General features: G+C 54.9%; 17 protein-coding genes. 4 read left to right on the top strand and 13 right to left on the bottom strand.

The features are described 5' to 3' along the window. Positions 1 to 5: 5 nt before the first annotated feature. Positions 6 to 1,532, top strand: coding sequence for an MFS transporter (locus ACR0EO_RS19615; protein WP_480692499.1), 1,527 nt, complete (start codon positions 6 to 8; stop codon positions 1,530 to 1,532). 38 nt (positions 1,533 to 1,570) lie between these two features. On the opposite strand, the gene ACR0EO_RS19610 is transcribed toward ACR0EO_RS19615, so the two are convergent. The 7 genes from ACR0EO_RS19610 to ACR0EO_RS19580 all read right to left on the bottom strand — a co-directional run bounded on the left by ACR0EO_RS19610 (position 1,571) and on the right by ACR0EO_RS19580 (position 8,932). Next, positions 1,571 to 2,911 (bottom strand): S41 family peptidase, encoded by a 1,341-nt coding sequence (locus tag ACR0EO_RS19610; RefSeq protein WP_480692498.1) that lies wholly within the window; start codon positions 2,909 to 2,911, stop codon positions 1,571 to 1,573. Between the two features lie 6 nt (positions 2,912 to 2,917). Further along, on the bottom strand, positions 2,918 to 4,048 hold the full coding sequence (locus ACR0EO_RS19605) for a murein hydrolase activator EnvC family protein (RefSeq protein ID WP_480692497.1): 1,131 nt from the start codon (positions 4,046 to 4,048) through the stop codon (positions 2,918 to 2,920). After that, on the bottom strand, positions 4,045 to 5,562 hold the full coding sequence (gene gpmI / locus ACR0EO_RS19600; protein ID WP_480692496.1) for a 2,3-bisphosphoglycerate-independent phosphoglycerate mutase: 1,518 nt from the start codon (positions 5,560 to 5,562) through the stop codon (positions 4,045 to 4,047). Before gpmI ends, ACR0EO_RS19605 begins: the two co-directional genes overlap by 4 nt. An 88-nt stretch (positions 5,563 to 5,650) precedes the next feature. Then, complete coding sequence (locus tag ACR0EO_RS19595; protein ID WP_480692495.1) at positions 5,651 to 7,330, bottom strand: sulfatase-like hydrolase/transferase; 1,680 nt, start codon at positions 7,328 to 7,330, stop codon at positions 5,651 to 5,653. A 72-nt stretch (positions 7,331 to 7,402) separates the two neighbouring features. Then, positions 7,403 to 7,639, bottom strand: coding sequence for a (Na+)-NQR maturation NqrM (nqrM, locus tag ACR0EO_RS19590; RefSeq protein ID WP_480692494.1), 237 nt, complete (start codon positions 7,637 to 7,639; stop codon positions 7,403 to 7,405). A 16-nt stretch (positions 7,640 to 7,655) separates the two neighbouring features. Continuing rightward, positions 7,656 to 8,681 carry an FAD:protein FMN transferase gene (locus ACR0EO_RS19585; RefSeq protein ID WP_480692493.1) on the bottom strand — a complete coding sequence of 342 codons (1,026 nt, stop codon included), beginning with the start codon at positions 8,679 to 8,681 and terminating at the stop codon, positions 7,656 to 7,658. 65 nt (positions 8,682 to 8,746) lie between these two features. Further along, positions 8,747 to 8,932, bottom strand: coding sequence for a hypothetical protein (locus ACR0EO_RS19580; protein ID WP_480692492.1), 186 nt, complete (start codon positions 8,930 to 8,932; stop codon positions 8,747 to 8,749). 120 nt (positions 8,933 to 9,052) lie between these two features. Between ACR0EO_RS19580 and ACR0EO_RS19575 the strand changes: the two genes are divergently transcribed. From ACR0EO_RS19575 to tviB, 3 genes are all read left to right on the top strand, one after another. Continuing rightward, a complete protein-coding gene (locus ACR0EO_RS19575) occupies positions 9,053 to 9,577 on the top strand; it encodes a CBS domain-containing protein (RefSeq protein ID WP_480692491.1) in 525 nt (174 codons plus the stop codon). An 84-nt stretch (positions 9,578 to 9,661) separates the two neighbouring features. Further along, positions 9,662 to 10,675 carry an NAD-dependent epimerase/dehydratase family protein gene (locus tag ACR0EO_RS19570; RefSeq protein ID WP_480692490.1) on the top strand — a complete coding sequence of 338 codons (1,014 nt, stop codon included), beginning with the start codon at positions 9,662 to 9,664 and terminating at the stop codon, positions 10,673 to 10,675. Then, positions 10,672 to 11,964 (top strand): Vi polysaccharide biosynthesis UDP-N-acetylglucosamine C-6 dehydrogenase TviB, encoded by a 1,293-nt coding sequence (tviB, locus tag ACR0EO_RS19565; RefSeq protein WP_480692489.1) that lies wholly within the window; start codon positions 10,672 to 10,674, stop codon positions 11,962 to 11,964. Before ACR0EO_RS19570 ends, tviB begins: the two co-directional genes overlap by 4 nt. Positions 11,965 to 12,000: 36 nt before the next feature. Here tviB and nqrF read toward each other — a convergent pair whose 3' ends face one another. The 6 genes from nqrF to ACR0EO_RS19535 are packed head-to-tail and all read right to left on the bottom strand — an operon-like array spanning position 12,001 to position 17,861. Beyond that, positions 12,001 to 13,224: an NADH:ubiquinone reductase (Na(+)-transporting) subunit F gene (nqrF, locus tag ACR0EO_RS19560; protein WP_480692488.1), complete on the bottom strand. Its 1,224-nt coding sequence runs from the start codon at positions 13,222 to 13,224 to the stop codon at positions 12,001 to 12,003. Between the two features lie 10 nt (positions 13,225 to 13,234). After that, positions 13,235 to 13,843, bottom strand: a complete 609-nt coding sequence (gene nqrE / locus ACR0EO_RS19555; RefSeq protein ID WP_480692487.1) for an NADH:ubiquinone reductase (Na(+)-transporting) subunit E — start codon at positions 13,841 to 13,843, stop codon at positions 13,235 to 13,237. Further along, entirely contained in the window at positions 13,843 to 14,496 is a 654-nt protein-coding gene (locus ACR0EO_RS19550; RefSeq protein WP_480692486.1) for an NADH:ubiquinone reductase (Na(+)-transporting) subunit D, read from the bottom strand. Before ACR0EO_RS19550 ends, nqrE begins: the two co-directional genes overlap by 1 nt. Then, the gene (locus ACR0EO_RS19545) at positions 14,496 to 15,311 is read right to left on the bottom strand and encodes a Na(+)-translocating NADH-quinone reductase subunit C (protein WP_480692485.1); all 816 of its coding nucleotides are present in this window, start codon (positions 15,309 to 15,311) and stop codon (positions 14,496 to 14,498) included. The genes ACR0EO_RS19550 and ACR0EO_RS19545 overlap by 1 nt, the downstream gene beginning before the upstream one ends. After that, positions 15,304 to 16,512, bottom strand: coding sequence for an NADH:ubiquinone reductase (Na(+)-transporting) subunit B (locus ACR0EO_RS19540; RefSeq protein ID WP_480692484.1), 1,209 nt, complete (start codon positions 16,510 to 16,512; stop codon positions 15,304 to 15,306). Before ACR0EO_RS19540 ends, ACR0EO_RS19545 begins: the two co-directional genes overlap by 8 nt. A gap of 5 nt (positions 16,513 to 16,517) precedes the next feature. Next, positions 16,518 to 17,861: a Na(+)-translocating NADH-quinone reductase subunit A gene (locus tag ACR0EO_RS19535; RefSeq protein ID WP_480692483.1), complete on the bottom strand. Its 1,344-nt coding sequence runs from the start codon at positions 17,859 to 17,861 to the stop codon at positions 16,518 to 16,520. Positions 17,862 to 18,125 lie beyond the last annotated feature (264 nt).

Below are 18,125 nucleotides of genomic sequence, written 5' to 3'. Positions count from 1 at the left end.
AGCTCATGGACCGCAGCAGCATAGTCAAAGTAATAGCTTTGATGGTGACAGGGTTCGGGATCGGCATCGACTTTACCGGCGCACTGATCCTGGTACCGGCTATCGAGAACAGTTTCGACGCAGACATCACCAGCACCCAATGGGTTTTAAACATCTACGCCCTGTTTTTTGCGATGACTATGGTTGCAGGAGGGCGAATGGGCGACATGTTCGGGCATCGAAAGATGATGCTGATCGGACTGTCCATCTTTCTGTTTTCATCCATCATGTGCTTTGTTTCCCCAACCCTGGATTTCTTGATTTTCTCTCGTGCACTGCAGGGGATTGGAGCCGGGTGCGTTTGGCCATGTACACTGGCGTTTGGTGCGACCAAGGTCTCTCGCCCCGAGCATCGCGCCATGATCATGGGCTTGATCCTGGCTGGTGTCACCTGCGGCAACGTCATTGGCCCACTGATCAGCGGGACGGTCGTTAGCCTCGGTGATTGGCGGCTGTTCTTCCTTGCGAACGTCTTGTTTTCGACCATCTCGATGGTGACAGCGCTGATCCTGATGCAGCGCGAAACCCAGCATAAGCAAGGTGAGCATATCGACTTTGCCGGTATGGGCATCCTGTCATTTGCCGTTCTTTTGTTACTTTACGGACTGGACGTGGGCGCGGATTGGGGTTGGACATCCGCACCCCTTCTCATGCTGTTTTTCGTAAGTGCTGTACTCTTCTTTCTGTTCCCGAAAGTTGAAAAGCGTGTGAAAGAGCCGCTGCTGCTGCCTCAAATGATGCAAAACCGGGAGTTTCGGATCACCCTAGGCCTCAACATGTTCAACGTTTCGGCGGCCTTTGTTGGGTTGATGTATTTCCCTCAGTACATGCAAAAGGTTCTGGGCTGGTCGACCCTTCAATCGGCGTTTGGCTTGGCCCCCTTGACGGTTTTGCTGGCCGTAGGCTCCATCGTATCAGGCAAATTGTACAACGACTTCGGACCCAAGCGGCTTTTGTTCTGGGGATACCTCTGCGCAACGATTGGAGCAGCGAGCGTTGTCGTCTTGCCGTCGGGGTTCGGATATTTTCAAATTTTACCCGGGATGGCCATGATCGGGCTGGGCGCCACGTTGACCGTTGGGCCATCAGGCACCGCCGCCGTTTGCGCCGTGAAACCGGAAAGGGCTGGTTTGGTGGGCGGCCTAAGCTTTATGACCCATCTCGTCTACGGTGCGATCTCCGTCGCATGCGCCACTGCAATCATGTACCTCGTCAGCTTGCGAAGTCTTGGTGAGGACCTCAAAGCGGCCGGAGTTAGCATTTCGGAAGCCGGTCAGCGGGCTATCAACGGCGGCACACTGACTACACCTTCGGCAAAGGCCGTAATGGAAAAACTAAGCGCAGCCGACGCCGAAAAGGTTAAATCAGCAATTTCCGCCGCCTTTGATACAGGAATGAATACGGCGTTCATCTTCGCGACCCTGTCCGTGTCGATTGGCGTTCTACTGGCGATCATGCTGGACGAAGAAAAATTACATAAGGTCGAGAGTTGATCAGAAAAAAGGCCGCCTACAAGGCGGCCTTTTCTCTATTATTGTGACGGCCCATTCGGGTTGAATGCAGACAGCCCTTTGAGGATATCAATTGCATAAGCCAACTGATAATCCTGCTCCCGCAATTCGGCTGTGGCTTCGGCGCGGGCACGGTCTTCTTCGATCTGACGAACTTCGTCCTCGCTCAGACTGTCGTTATTCAAGCTGCCACGCAAATCTGCCTCGGACCGGGTAAAGGCGTTTTCGTCCTCTTCTTCGGTATCCGGCGTCGGACGCGGCTGCTCAACGATAATATCAGGGCTGACGCCAAGCGCCTGGATCGAACGTCCCGATGGCGTGTAGTAGCGCGAGGTCGTCAAGCGCATCGCGCCATCGCCGCGCAGTGGCATGACTGTCTGAACCGAGCCTTTGCCAAAGCTCTTGGTGCCGACCACGATGGCCCGACGGTGATCTTGCAATGCACCGGCCACGATTTCTGAAGCCGAAGCAGACCCGCCATTGATAAGGACCACGATAGGTTTGCCTTCGGCAAGATCGCCGGGGGTCGCGTTGAACCGCTCGCCCTCGCCCGGATCACGCCCACGGGTCGAAACAATCTCACCTTCGTTAAGGAATGCATCCGAGACCTTGATCGCCTGCGTCAGCAAACCACCCGGGTTGTTACGCAAATCCAGAACAAAGCCATTTACCTTGTCGATACCTCCGGCCTCTTCGATTTGCTCGTTCAGCCCCTCTTCAAGGTTCGGGAAGGTCTGGTCGTTAAAGGTGGTCACACGCAGCACAACGCTGGTACCTTCGGTACGGGCGCGGACGGCTGTCAGTTTAATGGTGTCACGGATAATGGTGACGTCGAATGGCTCTTGCTCACCTTCACGAACAACGGTGATCACGATTTCGGACCCGACAGGGCCTCGCATCAGATCAACCGCCTTGTCCAGAGTCAGACCCAGGATGCTCTCACCATCAACATGGGTGATAAAATCGCCGGCTTCGATCCCGGCTTCATCTGCCGGGGTATCGTCGATCGGCGAAACCACTTTCACAAAGCCCTCTTCCTGAGTGACTTCGATGCCCAGACCGCCAAATTCGCCACGCGTCTGAACGCGCATCTGTTCAGCGTCGTCGGGGGACAGATAGCTGGAATGCGGATCCAGCGAGGTCAACATACCGTCGATGGCAGCTTCAATCAGCTCTTCGGGCTCGACCTCTTCCACATATTGCGCACGGATGCGTTCGAAAATGTCACCGAACAAATCCAGCTGTTCGTACACAGTGGTCTTGCTGTCGGCCTCTTGGGCCAGCAACGGCCCTGCGATCTGGGTAGTTGCGATTATACCTGCCACGGTTCCGGCCAATCCGGCCATCACAAATTTCTTCATTCTCGTTCATCCATCCTTGTCGGTCCGAAACCACGATTCCGGGTCCACGGGGCTGTTGTCTTGTCTTACCTCTATATAGAGCGTTTCTGACCGGTCAGTTCCAGTGCCATCACTGCTTGTTGACAAAATAGCGCCGATTCCGGGCGTTTCACCGGGCATCAGGCCTACCGGCGTGCCTTCCGGGATCACCTGACCGGCATTACCATAAACTTCTTGGAGACCTGAAAATACGAACAAAAGTCCCGGTTGAGGTTCCAAGATCACCAGATTCCCCAAGTCCAGTAGAGGTCCGCGATAACGAATCGTCGCGGCCGTCGGAGATGTCACAATAGCACGCGGCCGGGTACCCAAAACCACGCCCGGTCGCTTCACGCCAGCAGCATCCGTCTCTCCGGCTCGGTGCAACAGCACCCCATGCGTTGGCAGAGGTATCTCGCCTTTGCGATCGGAAATGTCCGCATCCGTCTCAGCAATTTCTCCTTCCGAAATCTCTGACAGGCCGCTGGCAAAACCTTCAAGAGTCTCTGTGGATGAAATCAAGATCGCCGTTCTCACTGGGTCTTCAACAAAGCGGCGCGGCAAGTCAGTACGATCTGCAATGGCCGTGCTCAACCGGGTACGGGCTGCCTGCACACCAGACAAGCCTTCGGTCAATGTGTCGGTGGCGCTTTGCTGAAGTTGCCGCAAAGTCTGAACTTCCTGCAAATCATGAGCCAAGGCCTGTGCCCGGGCATTCAGGCCTGGCGTGACTTCGGAAAGCATCATCCCCGCTCTGGCCGACCCCAAAGGACCCGAGGGGTGCAACATGAGAACTGGCGGTGCGGTTGTTTCAATAGTTTGCAGCACGCCCAGCAATTGCGCGATCTCTTTCTCACGGCTACGCAATTCCGCGTTTAGCTGCGCCTCACGCGTTGCGGCCCGTCGTAAACCATCGCGCATGGCTGTCAGCCCAGCCTCGTAAGCCTTTATGGTTTCAGTCAGAGCACGCACGCGATCTCGGGCGCTGTCAGCCTCGGTCAAAGAAACCGAGGCTTCCTCGAGCATCTGCGCGGCATTCAATGCGGCTGTTGCCGAGTCCGTCTGTGCGTTGACGGGTGTCGTTAAAAGCGCTGCGAAAAGAAGCGCGCGCAACGTCATGACAAGAGGCTCTTTCCGGTCATCTCAAGAGGTTGCTCCAACTCCATAAGCGCTAACAGCGTCGGCGCCAGATCCGACAGACGGCCATTGCGCAATGTGGCACCTTGTGGACCGCCTACCAGTGCAACCGGGACCGGGTTGAGTGTGTGTGCTGTGTGCGGGCCACCAGTCTCTGGATCAAACATAACTTCGCAATTGCCGTGATCGGCCGTGATGATCATTGCGCCGCCTGCTTTTTCAAGCGCGGCAACAACTTGCGCCAAGCCCTGATCGACCGCTTCGCAGGCTTTGATTGCGGCTTGCAGATCCCCGGTGTGGCCGACCATATCGGGATTGGCATAGTTGGTGACAATCAGGTCGTAACCCGCCTCAATCGCTTCAACAAATTTGGCTGTGACTTCGGCTGAGGACATTTCCGGTTGCAGGTCATAAGTCGCCACCTTGGGCGATTTCGGCATATATCGATCCTCACCCACCTCTGGGGCTTCCTTACCACCGTTCAAGAAGAAAGTGACATGAGGGTATTTCTCGGTTTCAGCCAGACGGAACTGCCGGAGCCCCTTCTTTGCAACCCATTCCCCCAACGTGTTCACGATGTCCCGCTTTGGAAAGACCGTGGTCATATAGGCGTTGTGACCGTCCGAGTATTCGACCATTCCCAACAAAGCCGACAGATGTGGGCGTGGGCCGGTGTCAAAGTCGGAAAATCCGGGTTCTCCAATGGCCCGCAATATTTCTCGTGCTCGGTCGGCGCGAAAGTTGAGGCAGAAAAAACCATCGCCATCTTGGACCCCATGAAAGCCCTCCAATACAGTCGGAGCAATGAACTCATCGGTTTCCGATTGGTTGTACGCGTGATCAACGGCTCGATGAGCCGTATCGGATACTCTGCCCTGCCCTTTGATCATCGCTTCGTAGGCTTCGCTGACTCGCTCCCAACGATTGTCACGATCCATCGCAAAATACCGCCCGCTGACCGTCACAATACGCGCGCCATCAGGTAGGCGATCTTGAAGCTCAGCAAGGTATGTAAAGGCCGATTTAGGGGCTACATCGCGCCCGTCGGTTACCGCATGCAGAGCAACAGGAACACCTGCGTCGGTAATCGCCTTGGCCGCAGCAACGACGTGGTTCAGGTGCCCATGCACCCCACCATCTGAGACCAAACCCATCATATGCGCGGTTCCACCAGCCGCTTTCACTTTGGCGATGAAATCCTGCAAAGCTTGGTTCTTGAAAAACGAACCGTCCTCTATGGCCAGATCAATCTGACCAAGATCCATCGCTACAACACGACCCGCGCCTATGTTGGTGTGTCCAACTTCAGAATTCCCCATTTGACCACTGGGAAGGCCCACATCCGGCCCATGCGTGATCAAGGTCGCACTGGGGCCTTTGGCTATGATCGCATCAAAAGTCGGAGTTTCGGCCAGATACGGCGCGTTGGCTTTTGTATCATCCGACAAGCCCCAACCATCTAGAATGCACAGGACAACGGGTTTGGGGGCGGTCATTTTCGGCTCTCCGGTTTCTGCTCTTGGTCCGTCTTTTATCGCCTGACCCCGCGCAGTTGAACCGCCTTTCGTCACGCGCGACCCAGAATTAACCCATGTGGGGCTTGATATACTCGGTGAAAGGTCGGGCCTTACGCCCGCGATATTTCACCGTCAGATTCAATGGGGCGTCATTTTCGTCGTATACACCTAAGACCACGCCTTTCCCCCGACTTTTGGTCCGCATCTCGATCAGTTGCTCCTCGGACCGAGTTGTACGCTGCGACTGCCTGCGCGTCCATTTGAACAGGTGGTCGTACATTTGGGCAACGACATCCTCATGGTCTTTGCTTTCGCCCAGATCTGTCAGCTCATTTGGGTCGTTCTCGAGATCAAAAAGGATGGGGCGGTATCCGCCTTCGCAATGGATCAATTTCCACTTTTTGTTTGCGACCATGAACAGCGCTGCATCACGGACTGAAACGCCTAACAGTTCGGCGATAGGCGAAGCAGAATAATCGTATTCACAGATCACAAAATCCCGCGAAGTTTCATCAGTCGCGCCATGCAGGATAGGCAACAAGGACTCTCCCTCGAGGATGTGGCTCGCAACTTCCCCTCCGGCGGCTTCGACAAAGGTCGGCGCCAAATCTATGGACTCGACCAGAGCATCGCAGACGGTGCCTCGGGTCGCGTCAGCTTTGGTAGATGGGTCATAGATGATGAGGGGCATCTTGGTTGAGGCGTCCTGAAAGAACGTCTTTTCACCCATCCAGTGATCACCCAGAAAATCACCGTGGTCCGAGGTCAGCACGATCATTGTGTCGTCCATTCGCCCGGCCTTTTCCATCCAGTCGAACAGCCGGCCCATTTGATCGTCCGCCTGTTTGATCAATCCCATGTAGGCCGGGATAACCGCATCGCGCACATCCTGGCGCGAAAACGTCTGACCTATTTTCGTGTCCATGAACGCTTTCAGCACCGGATGCGCGTTCTGGCGTTCTACCTCAGACCGAACGACTGGCAAAACATGCTGAGGCCCGTACATCGAAGCATAAGGTTCGGGCACAACATAAGGCCAATGCGGTTTGATAAAGCTAAGGTGACAACACCAAGGGCCTTCGTGGGTTTCCATAAATTCGATGCCCCGACCTGTCAGGTATGGCGTTTCACTGTCCTCTTCAGCGATATTAGCCGCCTCTGTTGAGTTCTTAAGAAACCACCCCGACAACACGTTACCGTCAGCGTCCAACCCTGAATTTGCAAAGTCGTGCCAAGGGTTATCGCTCTCATAGCCTTTTTCACTCAGGTATTTGTTGTATTGCTTGGCACCATTTGGGTCGTAAAATCCATCAGGCCCTTCAGGCAACATACCGTCATCGCGCTCGAACACATCGAACCCACATTCAGCTACACGCGCCCCAATCAGGCTGTCTGGTTCCAACCCTAGACGGGCCATCCCCTCGGCGTCAGCCCGCATGTGGGTTTTGCCGACCAACCAGCAATCCATCCCGGCCTTGCGCAGATGGTCGCCCATTGTCATCTCACCAACCTTTAGCGGAATCCCATTCCACGAGGCACCGTGCGAGTGAACATAACGCCCGGTGTAAGTAGACATTCGGGAACTGCCACAGATTGGCGACTGAATGTAGGCTCGGTTAAATCTGACACCTTTCGCTGCTAGGCGATCAATATTCGGCGTATGCAGGTGTGGATGGCCGTAACAACTTAGGTAATCCCAGCGCAGCTGGTCGAACATAATGAAAAGGATGTTTTTGGTTCTGGCCAAAGCTAGTTTCTCCGGAAATCTTCCGAAACTTGTTTAAGCATTTCCATCCTTAGTGCGAAGCTTAAACTTGCGTCAGGCCTGCCGCTCCATTTGCTCAAGCATTTTCTGGGCGCGTTTGCACTGCAGTTTGTCACGAAGCGGGCTGTCCGGATCAACGTCTTTCTGGCAGACGACGCATTTGTCCGCCCCAGAGATCGCATTCAAACCACCGCAGCTGCCTTTGATGGTTTTACCCATCAGCATAACGCCCAACGACATGCCGACCGTGATGATCAGCAACAATACAAAGGCCAGAATAAAGGTGCTCATCATGGTCCCTACCCCGTCAGTTGGTGCCCAAAGCGTCTTTGAACGCACTGCTATGTACCGTGATATAGGCATCTTCGCCAGCTGTCACATCCCGCGAGATGAAATACACGGCAAGTTTATGCTTTTCGGCCAATTCCATTCCCTTGTCCTGGCCAAGCGCCAACATTGCAGTCGCCCAAGCGTCCGCCATCATTGCATTTTCGGCCAAAACAGTGACCGAAGTTGTCCGATGCGTGATCGGACGGCCGGTCGTCGGGTCGATGATATGCGAATATCGCACCCCATCCTGTTCAAAGAAGTTCTTATAGTCACCCGAGGTGGCCATCCCCAAATCGTCCAACTTAACTATCAGCTGAATATTCTGAGCACCCGCTTGCGGTTTCTCGATGCCAATCCGCCAGGCCTCGCCCTTATCGTTGTTACCCATGGTGACAAGATCGCCGCCGATCTCGACCATATAGTTGGCAATCCCAGCATCTCGCAGCGTTCCAGCTACGGCGTCGATACCATATCCTTTGGCAATTGCAGACAAATTAACGCCTACACCAGCGTCTGACTTGGACAGAGTTCCCGCATCACGATCAAGCTTGAGAAGACGAGACTGACCGACACTACCCAGTGCGGCCTCGATATCTGCATCCGAAGGCACAGGATCTTCGGGCTCACGCGGACCGAACCCCCATAGCTCGATCAGCGGCCCGAGGGTCACGTCGAAAGTCCCACCGGACTTTTCATGGACGTCCTGTGCCGCCGCAATAACTGTGGCGAATTCTTCCGAGACCGGCGTCGGTTCAGTGCTGTTCGCGGCGGAAAAGGTCGAAACCTCGGAGTTGGGGTCCCAATTGGACATCTTGCCGTTTACCGCGGCCAAGGTCTCTTCAACCGCTGCCGCCAGCGCGACTTCGTCGACATCAGTACCTATGGCGGTCACATTAAAGGTGGTTCCCATTGTTTCACCAGACAGGCGGACCACTTCGGGTTCCTCGTCGAACAGGCAACCGGAAACAAGCGTGGCAACAGCCAAAACGGGCAAAAGGCGCATAGGAAACCTCCTGATGATAGCGTGTTCGGCGTATGCCAGCGCCCCCTATCAGAGTCAAACCGACATCACATCTTCAGTGGCAGGAACCCGAGCGTTAGTAAGCCGATGCCCGCCGGCACACCAAACAACCATGCCTTTCTTTGCCAGCCGGGCTTTTGTTGTTTCCAGGCCATCCTGAAATTATGCCCGCAAACAACAACAAAGAAGAAGATCAGCGCAGCAATTGGCGGGGTGAGAAACAGATTAGACAAAAGGCCGGATATCCTTGGTTCGCAGCAGTTTTCCCCAGTTGGGGCATTTGTACTCTATACAGGTCAGTTGGCTGCGGTAAGGTAATAGTAAGCCATCTCAGGTTTAAGAGGAGAATGCCAATGGCCCCAAGCTCTTACAAGCCGCCCACCCGCGGCGACAAGGCGGACAAGTCGACACACAGCCAATCCGTTGATTCCAACCTGTCCCACACACAGACAACGGTTGCGAAATTGCTCGAAGGCAAAGGCGATGCCGTTTTTTCTGTGCGCCCAAACGAAACGATCCACTCGGTCGTCAATACTCTAAAAGAAAAGCGGATCGGTGCAGTTCTCGTGACGGACCAAAACGGTTCTCTGATGGGAATTCTATCCGAGCGAGACATCGTGCGCCGTATGGCGGACACACCCGGCCAAACTCTACCACAATCAGTCGAAGACCTGATGACGAGCGAGGTAAAAACCTGCGCGCCAGAAGATTTGTTGAACGATGTGCTGAAAACCATGACCGAAGGCCGTTTTCGTCACATGCCAGTGTTGAGCGGCGGCAACCTGCAAGGTGTAATCACGATCGGTGACGTCGTTCATTTCCGTCTCAAGGAACTGGAATACGAAGCGCTGCGAATGAAACAGATGATCGTCGGTTAATCGAATTCGCCCAGATTTCCCTTGACCTTGCCTTGGTGACAGTATCCCTGATGCATCAAAGGTTGCATTAGGGTCGAGGGTTTCATGAAACGGGTTCTGATCACAGGCACAGCAGGATTTATTGGATTTCATCTAGCAAAACTCCTGCTGTCCGAAGGGTTCCGCGTACATGGCTATGATGGGATGACGGACTATTACGACGTCAACCTGAAACGCCGCCGCCACCAGATGCTTTTGCAGACGCCTGGGTTTTCGGCAACCGAAGACCTGCTGGAAAACCACGAACGTTTGATGCAGGTGGCCGATGAGTTTCAGCCCGATGTGATCGTACACCTAGCTGCACAGGCCGGTGTTCGCTATAGCCTTGAAGACCCGCGCAGTTACATAAACTCAAATGTCGTCGGCACTTTCAACGTGATGGAAGCCGCCCGTCAGCACAAAGTCGATCACCTCTTGATGGCTTCGACCTCCTCAGTTTATGGCGCCAACGAAGTTATGCCCTTCACCGAAGTCGAAAAGACCGACTCTCCTCTGACGATCTATGCTGCGACCAAAAAGGCGAATGAGGCGATGGCCCATTCCTACGCCCACCTTTGGAACCTGCCTACCACCATGTTTCGGTTCTTCACCGTGTACGGAACCTGGGGCCGACCAGACCTGGCTTTGTACAAATTCGTGGACGCAATATTGGATGAGCGGCCGATCGACATTTATAATCACGGCGACATGTACCGCGACTTCACATACATCGATGACCTTGTTCGAGGAATTAGACTGCTGATCGATGTGCCTCCGGTACGTCCCGCCAGAGCCGATGAGATCGAAGAAGGCGACAGCCTGTCACCAGCCGCGCCCTGGCGTGTAGTCAACATCGGCAACGGAGACAAAGTGCGTTTGATGGATTTTATTGAGGCCATCGAAGAAGCCTTGGGGAAAAAAGCGATCCGAAACTACATGCCAATGCAGATGGGAGATGTTCCGGCTACTTGGGCCGACAATGATCTACTACAGAAGTTAACGGGTTATCGGCCTCAAACGGACTTCAAAGACGGCATTGCCCAGTTTGTCGAATGGTTTCGGGACTATCATCGCAAATGACCAAAGTGTTAGAAAACGACCCCAATGCGCGGCGCATCGCAATTATTGGTCTAGGCTATGTCGGACTGCCCTTGGCCGTAGCATTTGGAAAAGTCGGCCAAGTCGTGGGGTTTGACATTAACCCCGACCGAATAAATGCTCTTCAATCCGGACACGATGCAACCCGCGAGGTTGAGCCTGGCGAGTTGGCCGAGGCAACCGGTTTGACATTTTCGACCAATCCAGATGACCTCGCCTCATGTGATACGTACATCGTTACGGTTCCAACCCCGATCACGGCCCAAAAGCAACCCGACCTTGTTCCTTTGTTAAAGGCTTCGGAAATGGTTGGTGGATTGCTTAAGCCGGGTGATCTTGTGATTTACGAATCCACTGTCTACCCGGGCGCGACCGAAGAAGACTGCGTACCGGTTCTTGAACGTGCCTCAGGCCTGACATTCAACGCGGATTTCTTTTCTGGCTACAGCCCCGAGCGGATCAACCCGGGTGACAAAACGCATAGGATTTCAGATATCTGCAAAGTTACGTCCGGCTCGACTCCTGAGGTAGCCGAACTGGTGGATGCTTTGTATTCCCGGATCATTTCCGCTGGCACACACAAGGCCGAAAGTATTCGTGTGGCCGAAGCGGCCAAGGTCATCGAAAATACTCAACGTGACTTGAACATTGCGCTGGTGAACGAACTGGCAATGATCTTTGGTCGAATGGATATTGATACTGACGCCGTTTTGAAGGCAGCGGGAACCAAATGGAACTTCCTTCCGTTTCGCCCCGGTCTGGTCGGTGGGCATTGTATCGGTGTAGACCCCTACTACCTGACCCACAAAGCCGAAGCTGTCGGACATCACCCACAGATCATTCTCGCGGGTCGGCGACTGAATGACAGCATGGGCAGTTATGTCGTCTCACAACTGGTCAAACGCATGATGCGCGACGGTATCAACGTAGGAGCAGCCCGTGTGTTGGTAATGGGACTGACCTTCAAAGAAAACTGTCCGGACCTACGCAATACTCGCGTCGTCGATATCATCGAAGAACTGCAGGATTATGGAGTAGCCGTAGACGTTTACGACCCACACGCCGACGTAGATGCAGCTCAAGCCGAATACGGGATTTCATTGATAGAAAAGCCAGAGTCGGGTGCCTATGACGGCGTTATTCTAGCCGTTGCGCATCAAGCGTTTCTGGATCTAGATCCTGAGCAAATACGCGCTTTCGGCAAGGATCAGAGCGTCTTGTTCGACGTCAAATCCTGTCTGCCCAAAGGTTTGAATGATCTTCGACTTTAAAAAAACCGGCGCGTAAAGCGCCGGTTTTTCGTTTTGTTACCCGCCAAAGTCGTCGAGCATAATGTCTTCGCGATCCACGCCCAAGTCCAACAGCATGTTAATGACTGACTGGTTCATGATCGGCGGACCACACATGTAGAACTCACAGTCTTCAGGCGCGGGGTGGTTCTTCAGATACTCTTCGAAAAGAACGTTGTGGATGAAGCCGGTGTAGCCTTTCCAATCGTCCTCTGGCTGCGCGTCTGAGAGCGCAACATGCCATTCGAAATTGTCGAATTCTTCAGCCAACTGATCGAAGTCCTCGACAAAGAACATCTCTTTCTTCGACCGCGCTCCGTACCAGAAGCTGATCTTCCGATTGCGGTTCTCAAGCCGCTTGAGCTGATCAAAGATGTGGCTGCGCATCGGAGCCATACCGGCACCACCACCGATGAACACCATCTCTTTCTCGGTCTCGCGGGCGAAAAACTCACCAAACGGACCAGAGATCGTGACCTTGTCACCCGGCTTCAGGTTGAAGATGTATGATGACATCTGACCCGGAGGGATACCTTCAGAGCCCGGAGGCGGCGAAGCAACCCGAACGTTCAGCATGATCATGCCTTTTTCGTCCGGATAGTTGGCCATCGAATAGGCCCGCTCGATCGGTTCGTTCACAACCGACTTGTATTGCCACAGATTGAACTTGTCCCAGTCTTCCCGGTACTCTTCTTCGACATCAAAATCGGTATAGGCCAACTGGTGCGCAGGCGCTTCGATTTGGATGTAACCACCGGCGCGGAAGTTCACATCTTCTCCCTCGGGCAGATCAAGAGTTAGCGCTTTAATAAAGGTAGCAACGTTCTCATTCGAGCGAACTGTACATTCCCACTTCTTGACGCCAAAGACCTCTTCGGGAACTTCGATGTCCATGTCTTGCTTGACCGCAACCTGACAAGACAGCCGATCGCCGCAGGCGGCCTCACGCTTGGTGATGTGGCTTTCTTCGGTCGGCAGGATCGACCCGCCACCAGAGTGTACTTTCACCCGGCACTGAGCACACGTACCGCCGCCGCCACAGGCGGAGGGAACGAACAGCTTCTCGGCCGCGAGTGTTTGCAGCAGTTTGCCACCAGCAGGGACTGAAACAGTTTTCTCACCGTTAATCGTGATGTTGACGTTGCCAGTCGACACCAGCTTGGACCGCGCGGCCATAATGATGGCCACCAGCGCCAGAACGATCAGGGTAAATAGAACGACGCCTAAGCTAAAGGTTTCCATGCGCCCCTCCTTACAGTTTCACGCCAGAGAAGGACATGAAGGCCATCGCCATCAAACCTGCGGTGATGAAGGTGATCCCCAGACCCTGAAGGCCATCGGGAATGTCCGAGTACTTGAGCTTTTCACGCACACCGGCCATCGCGGTAATTGCCAATGCCCAGCCAAAGCCCGAAGACAAACCGTAGGTGGCAGCCTCGGCAAAGTTGTAGTCGCGCTCTACCATGAACAGCGAACCACCCAGGATCGCGCAGTTCACCGTGATCAGCGGTAGGAAGATACCCAGCGCGTTGTAAAGCGGTGGGAAGTACTTATCCAAAACCATCTCGAGGATTTGCACCATCGCTGCGATCACACCGATATACGAGATCAGGCCGAGGAAGGTCAGGTCCACATCAGGGAACCCGGCCCAAGCCAGCGCGCCCGGCTTTAGCAGGTAGCTCAGCAACAGGTTGTTTGCGGGTACAGTGATCGCTTGCACCACCATAACCGAAATGCCCAGACCCAGCGCCGTCGAAATCTTCTTGGAAACGGCGATGAAGGTACACATCCCGAGGAAGAAGCTAAGCGCAAGGTTTTCGACAAAGATGGCCTTTACGGCCAGTGAGATAAGCCCTTCCATCAGTGCGCCTCTACCTGCTGGATTTTGTATTCACGTTCTTCGACCTGGTTCGGCTTCCATGTGCGGAACGCCCAGATGATCAAGCCGATGATGAAGAACGCCGACGGAGGCAACAGCAGCATGCCGTTAGGCACGTACCAGCCACCATTGTTGACGGTTTGCAGAATGGTTACGCCGAACAGCGATCCGGCTCCGAACAGCTCACGAATGAAGCCGACCAGCAGCAGGATCAGGCCATAACCCATACCGTTGCCCAGACCGTCGATGAACGACGCGACCGGAGGGTTCTTCATCGCAAATGCCTCTGCGCGGCCCATCACGATACAGTTGGTGATGATCAGACCAACGAAAACCGACAGAGTTTTCGAGATCTGGAAGGCATAGGCCTTTAGGACCTGATCAACCAGGATAACCAACGACGCGATGATTACCATCTGCACGATGATCCGGATCGAACCCGGGATCTGGTTGCGCAGCATAGAGATGAACATCGACGAGAACGCGGTAACGAAGGTCACCGCCAGCGCCATCACAAAGGCCACCTGCAGCGAGGACGTCACCGCCAAGGCGGAACAGATGCCCAGAACCTGTAAGGTGATCGGGTTATTGTCGACAAGCGGGTCGACCAGCATCTCTTTCTTGGTCTGAGACATTAGAACTCTCCTGCTTGCAGTTTGGCCAGGAACGGAGCGTAGCCCGCGTCACCCATCCAGAATTTCACCAGGTTATCGACACCGACCGAGGTCAGCGTGGCACCGGCCAGCGCGTCGACGTAGAAATCAGGGCCAGCGGCTGGCTGCGATTTGGCGACTGTGATCTGTAGTTCACCCGCGTCATCGCGCAGCTTCTTACCGCTCCACAGCGCTCTCCAGCGCGGGTTGTCCACCTCGGCACCAAGGCCCGGTGTTTCACCGTGCTGATAGAACTGCAGGCCGTAGATATCGTTGCCGTTGCTCTCCAACGCGATAAAGCCGTAAAGCGTGGACCACAGACCATAGCCGTGCAGCGGCAGGATCACTTTGTCCAGATCGCCTGCATCGTCGCGCAGCAGGTAGATCACGCGGTATTTTGCCTTGCGGCCGATCCCTGCCGGGTCGTCATCGAGCGCGACGCTCAGCTCGGGGTCGCTGGCGGCTGCGGTATCGTCGAAAGTGGCCGCGTCGAACTGATCATCGACGAACTCGCCAGTGGCCAGTTCCAGCACATGCGGCTCGAATGCGGCGAAGGCCTCGGAGACGTCAATGCCGGGCTCATAGACACCCGCCACCTGCAGAACGTTCATTTGCCTGTCTTTCAGAGCGTTGGCTTCCTGCACCGGGCGCAGACTGACCGCAGCGGCGGACACGACCATCGAGGCAACAAGGCAGACGGCGACGGCAACAAAAATCGTCTTGCCAACCGAGTCCGGCGAAGCCGCCAAAAACTTGGCAATCGCGCCTTTAGGTTCTTGGGATTGCGTATCAGACATGGCGACGCGCCCTCCGTTTGATGTTTGCCTGAACGACGAAATAGTCGATCAGCGGGGCAAAGACGTTACCGAACAGGATTGCCAGCATCATGCCTTCGGGGAAAGCCGGGTTCACCACACGGATCAGCACAACCATGATACCGATCAGCGCGCCGTAGATGTAACGCCCGACATTTGTATGGCTCGCGGATACCGGTTCCGTGACCATGAAGGCCAGACCAAACGCATAACCACCCAAAACGAGGTGCCAGTACCAGGGCATGGCGAACATCGGGTTGGTGTCCGATCCGATCAGGTTGAGCAGCAGTGTAAACCCGATGGTGCCACCCAGACAGCCCACGATCAGGCGATAGTTGGCGATCTTGGTCATCAGCAAGAAGGCCAGACCGATCAGACAAGCCAGTGTCGACGTCTCGCCGAAGCTACCCTGAATGGTGCCGAAGAAAGCGTTCGACCAATTGATGCCGTCTGCCGCCAGTGCTTGAACACCCTCAGCAGCAGAAACAGCCAGAGCTGTCGCGCCGGAAAACCCATCAACTGGTGTCCAGACTGAGTCACCAGACATCTGCGCCGGATAGGCGAAATACAGGAACGCTCGACCAACCAGTGCAGGGTTGAGGAAGTTCTTACCCGTGCCGCCAAATACTTCTTTACCGATCACGACGCCAAAGATGATACCCAATGCCACCTGCCACAAAGGCGTGGTTGCGGGCATGATCAGCGTGTAAAGCATTGACGTGACAAGAAAACCTTCGTTCACCTCGTGACCGCGGACGGTCGCAAAGATGACTTCAAAGATACCACCGGCAACCAGAGTCACGATATAGATCGGCAGGAAGTAGAGCAGACCGTGCATGACATTTGCAAACAAACTGGACGGGTCCAAAGAGATGCCGAACATCTGCAGCAGAGCAATCCGCCAGCCTGTCGCTGAATCGGGTCCCAACGCGGCAATCGCCGAGTTCGCCTGATAGCCGGTGTTCCACATCCCCCACAGGATACATGGGATCGTCGCAATCACGACGTAGGTCATGATCCGCTTCATATCCACATAGGACCGCGCATGGGGGGCGACGGTGGTTACGGTTTTCGGAGTGTAGATGAAGCTTTCCACCATCTCGTAGATGGGGAAGTACTTCTCGTACTTGCCGCCCTTCGTAAAGTTCGGCTCGATCCGGTCAAAGAAGTTGCGCAAACCCATTCGGATTAGCCCTCCTTTTCAATCTTGTTCAGGCAGTCGCGAAGCGCCAGCCCGTATTCATATTTCGCGGGACAGGCAAAGCCGACAAGGCCCAGATCCTCTTCGTCCAGCTCTAGCGCGCCCAAAGCCTGAGCGGTATCGGTGTCCATCACCAGCAGCGCACGCAAAAGCTGCGTCGGCAGATAGTCCTGCGGCATAAGCTCTTCGAAAACACCTGTGGGAACCATTGCACGACGTCCGCCGTTCAAGTTTGAGGTGAACGCGTAGAGCTTTTTGGCAAAAGCCGAGCCCAGTACCGGCTGAACCGCGTATTTCGACGGCATCGGACGAATCCAACCCATCGGAATCTGGTCGGGATCTTCGCGGATGATGGTAATCTGACGAGCAAAACGCCCCAGATAGGCGGTCGGGCCTTCGGCTTGGCGACCGGACAGAACCGAACCCGAGATAACGCGGGCTGTGCCGTCGACATTGATCTCATCACGGGTCAGGTCATCGGTTGATGCGCCCATTACCGTGCGGATCAGACGTGGTTGACGTGCGCCTGGGCCAGCCAGAGCGATCACAATGTTCGGATCCAGATGTCCGGTCTGCATCAGGCGACCAATGGCGATCACGTCCTGATAGCCGATGGTCCACACCTGTTTGTCGCCAGCCAGCGGCTCGAGGAAGTGAATATGCGTTCCAGCCAAACCTGCCGGATGTGGCCCATCAAAGCTGGCGGCTTCAATGCCTGCGATGTCCGCGCCGGGAACCGATGTGCCTTCTTTCTGGCACACATAGGTTTTGCCATCGGTCAACTGACTAACAGCTGCCAGACCTGCTGCGAACGCATCGCCAGAGTCGGCGATGATCAGCGCGGCGTCAGGTGCCAATGGCTCCGTGTCCATCGCGGTGACAAAAATCGCTGCGGGTTTGCTGCCCGGAGCAGGCATCTTGGAATAGGGCCGTGTCCTGAACGCCGTCCAAAGACCCGCCGCGCACAGCTTAGCGGTTACACCTTCTGCGCTGTCCGAACCACCAATGCCCGAGAAATCAACGCCGGTATCATTGGCATCCGAAACCTCGATCACAACGCTCTGCAACACACGGCGCGCACCGCGGTTGACGGCGACGACCGTACCGCTGAGCGGCGCAACCATCATCGCTTCGGGCGCATCCTTATGGCAGAACAGTGGTGTTCCGCGTTGAACCTCATCGCCCTCCTGCACCAGCATCTTGGGTTTAAGACCGATAAAATCGCCCCCCAAAACGCCGACATAAGAAAATTCCGGTCCAGGCTGAATCGTCTGGTCGGGAGCACCCTCAATGGGCAGGTCCAACCCTTTTTTCCGTTTGAAAGTTTGCATGTCGCTACGTTCTTCCAAGCTTCTTTTTCTGCACCCGCTAAGCGAGACATCCCTTCGGAGTCATCCCATAACATGTTTTTTCACGCTGCGGTCGCAAAAGCGATGAAAGCCGTCCAAAAAAACCAAGCGCACTTCTGATCACGGCTCCTTTACGCGGGGACGGACTTAAACGCAAACCTGTTACCGCCGAAAATGACTCTGGAAATTCACTTTCCTCTGAATTTGAGCAGGTTACTCTCGGTTTGAGCCCTGAAATTGCCTGTC

This window comes from Ruegeria sp. BE9 (assembly GCF_056538765.1).
Note: the sequence above shows the minus strand (reverse complement) of the source record. Positions and strands in the feature narration are given on the sequence as shown.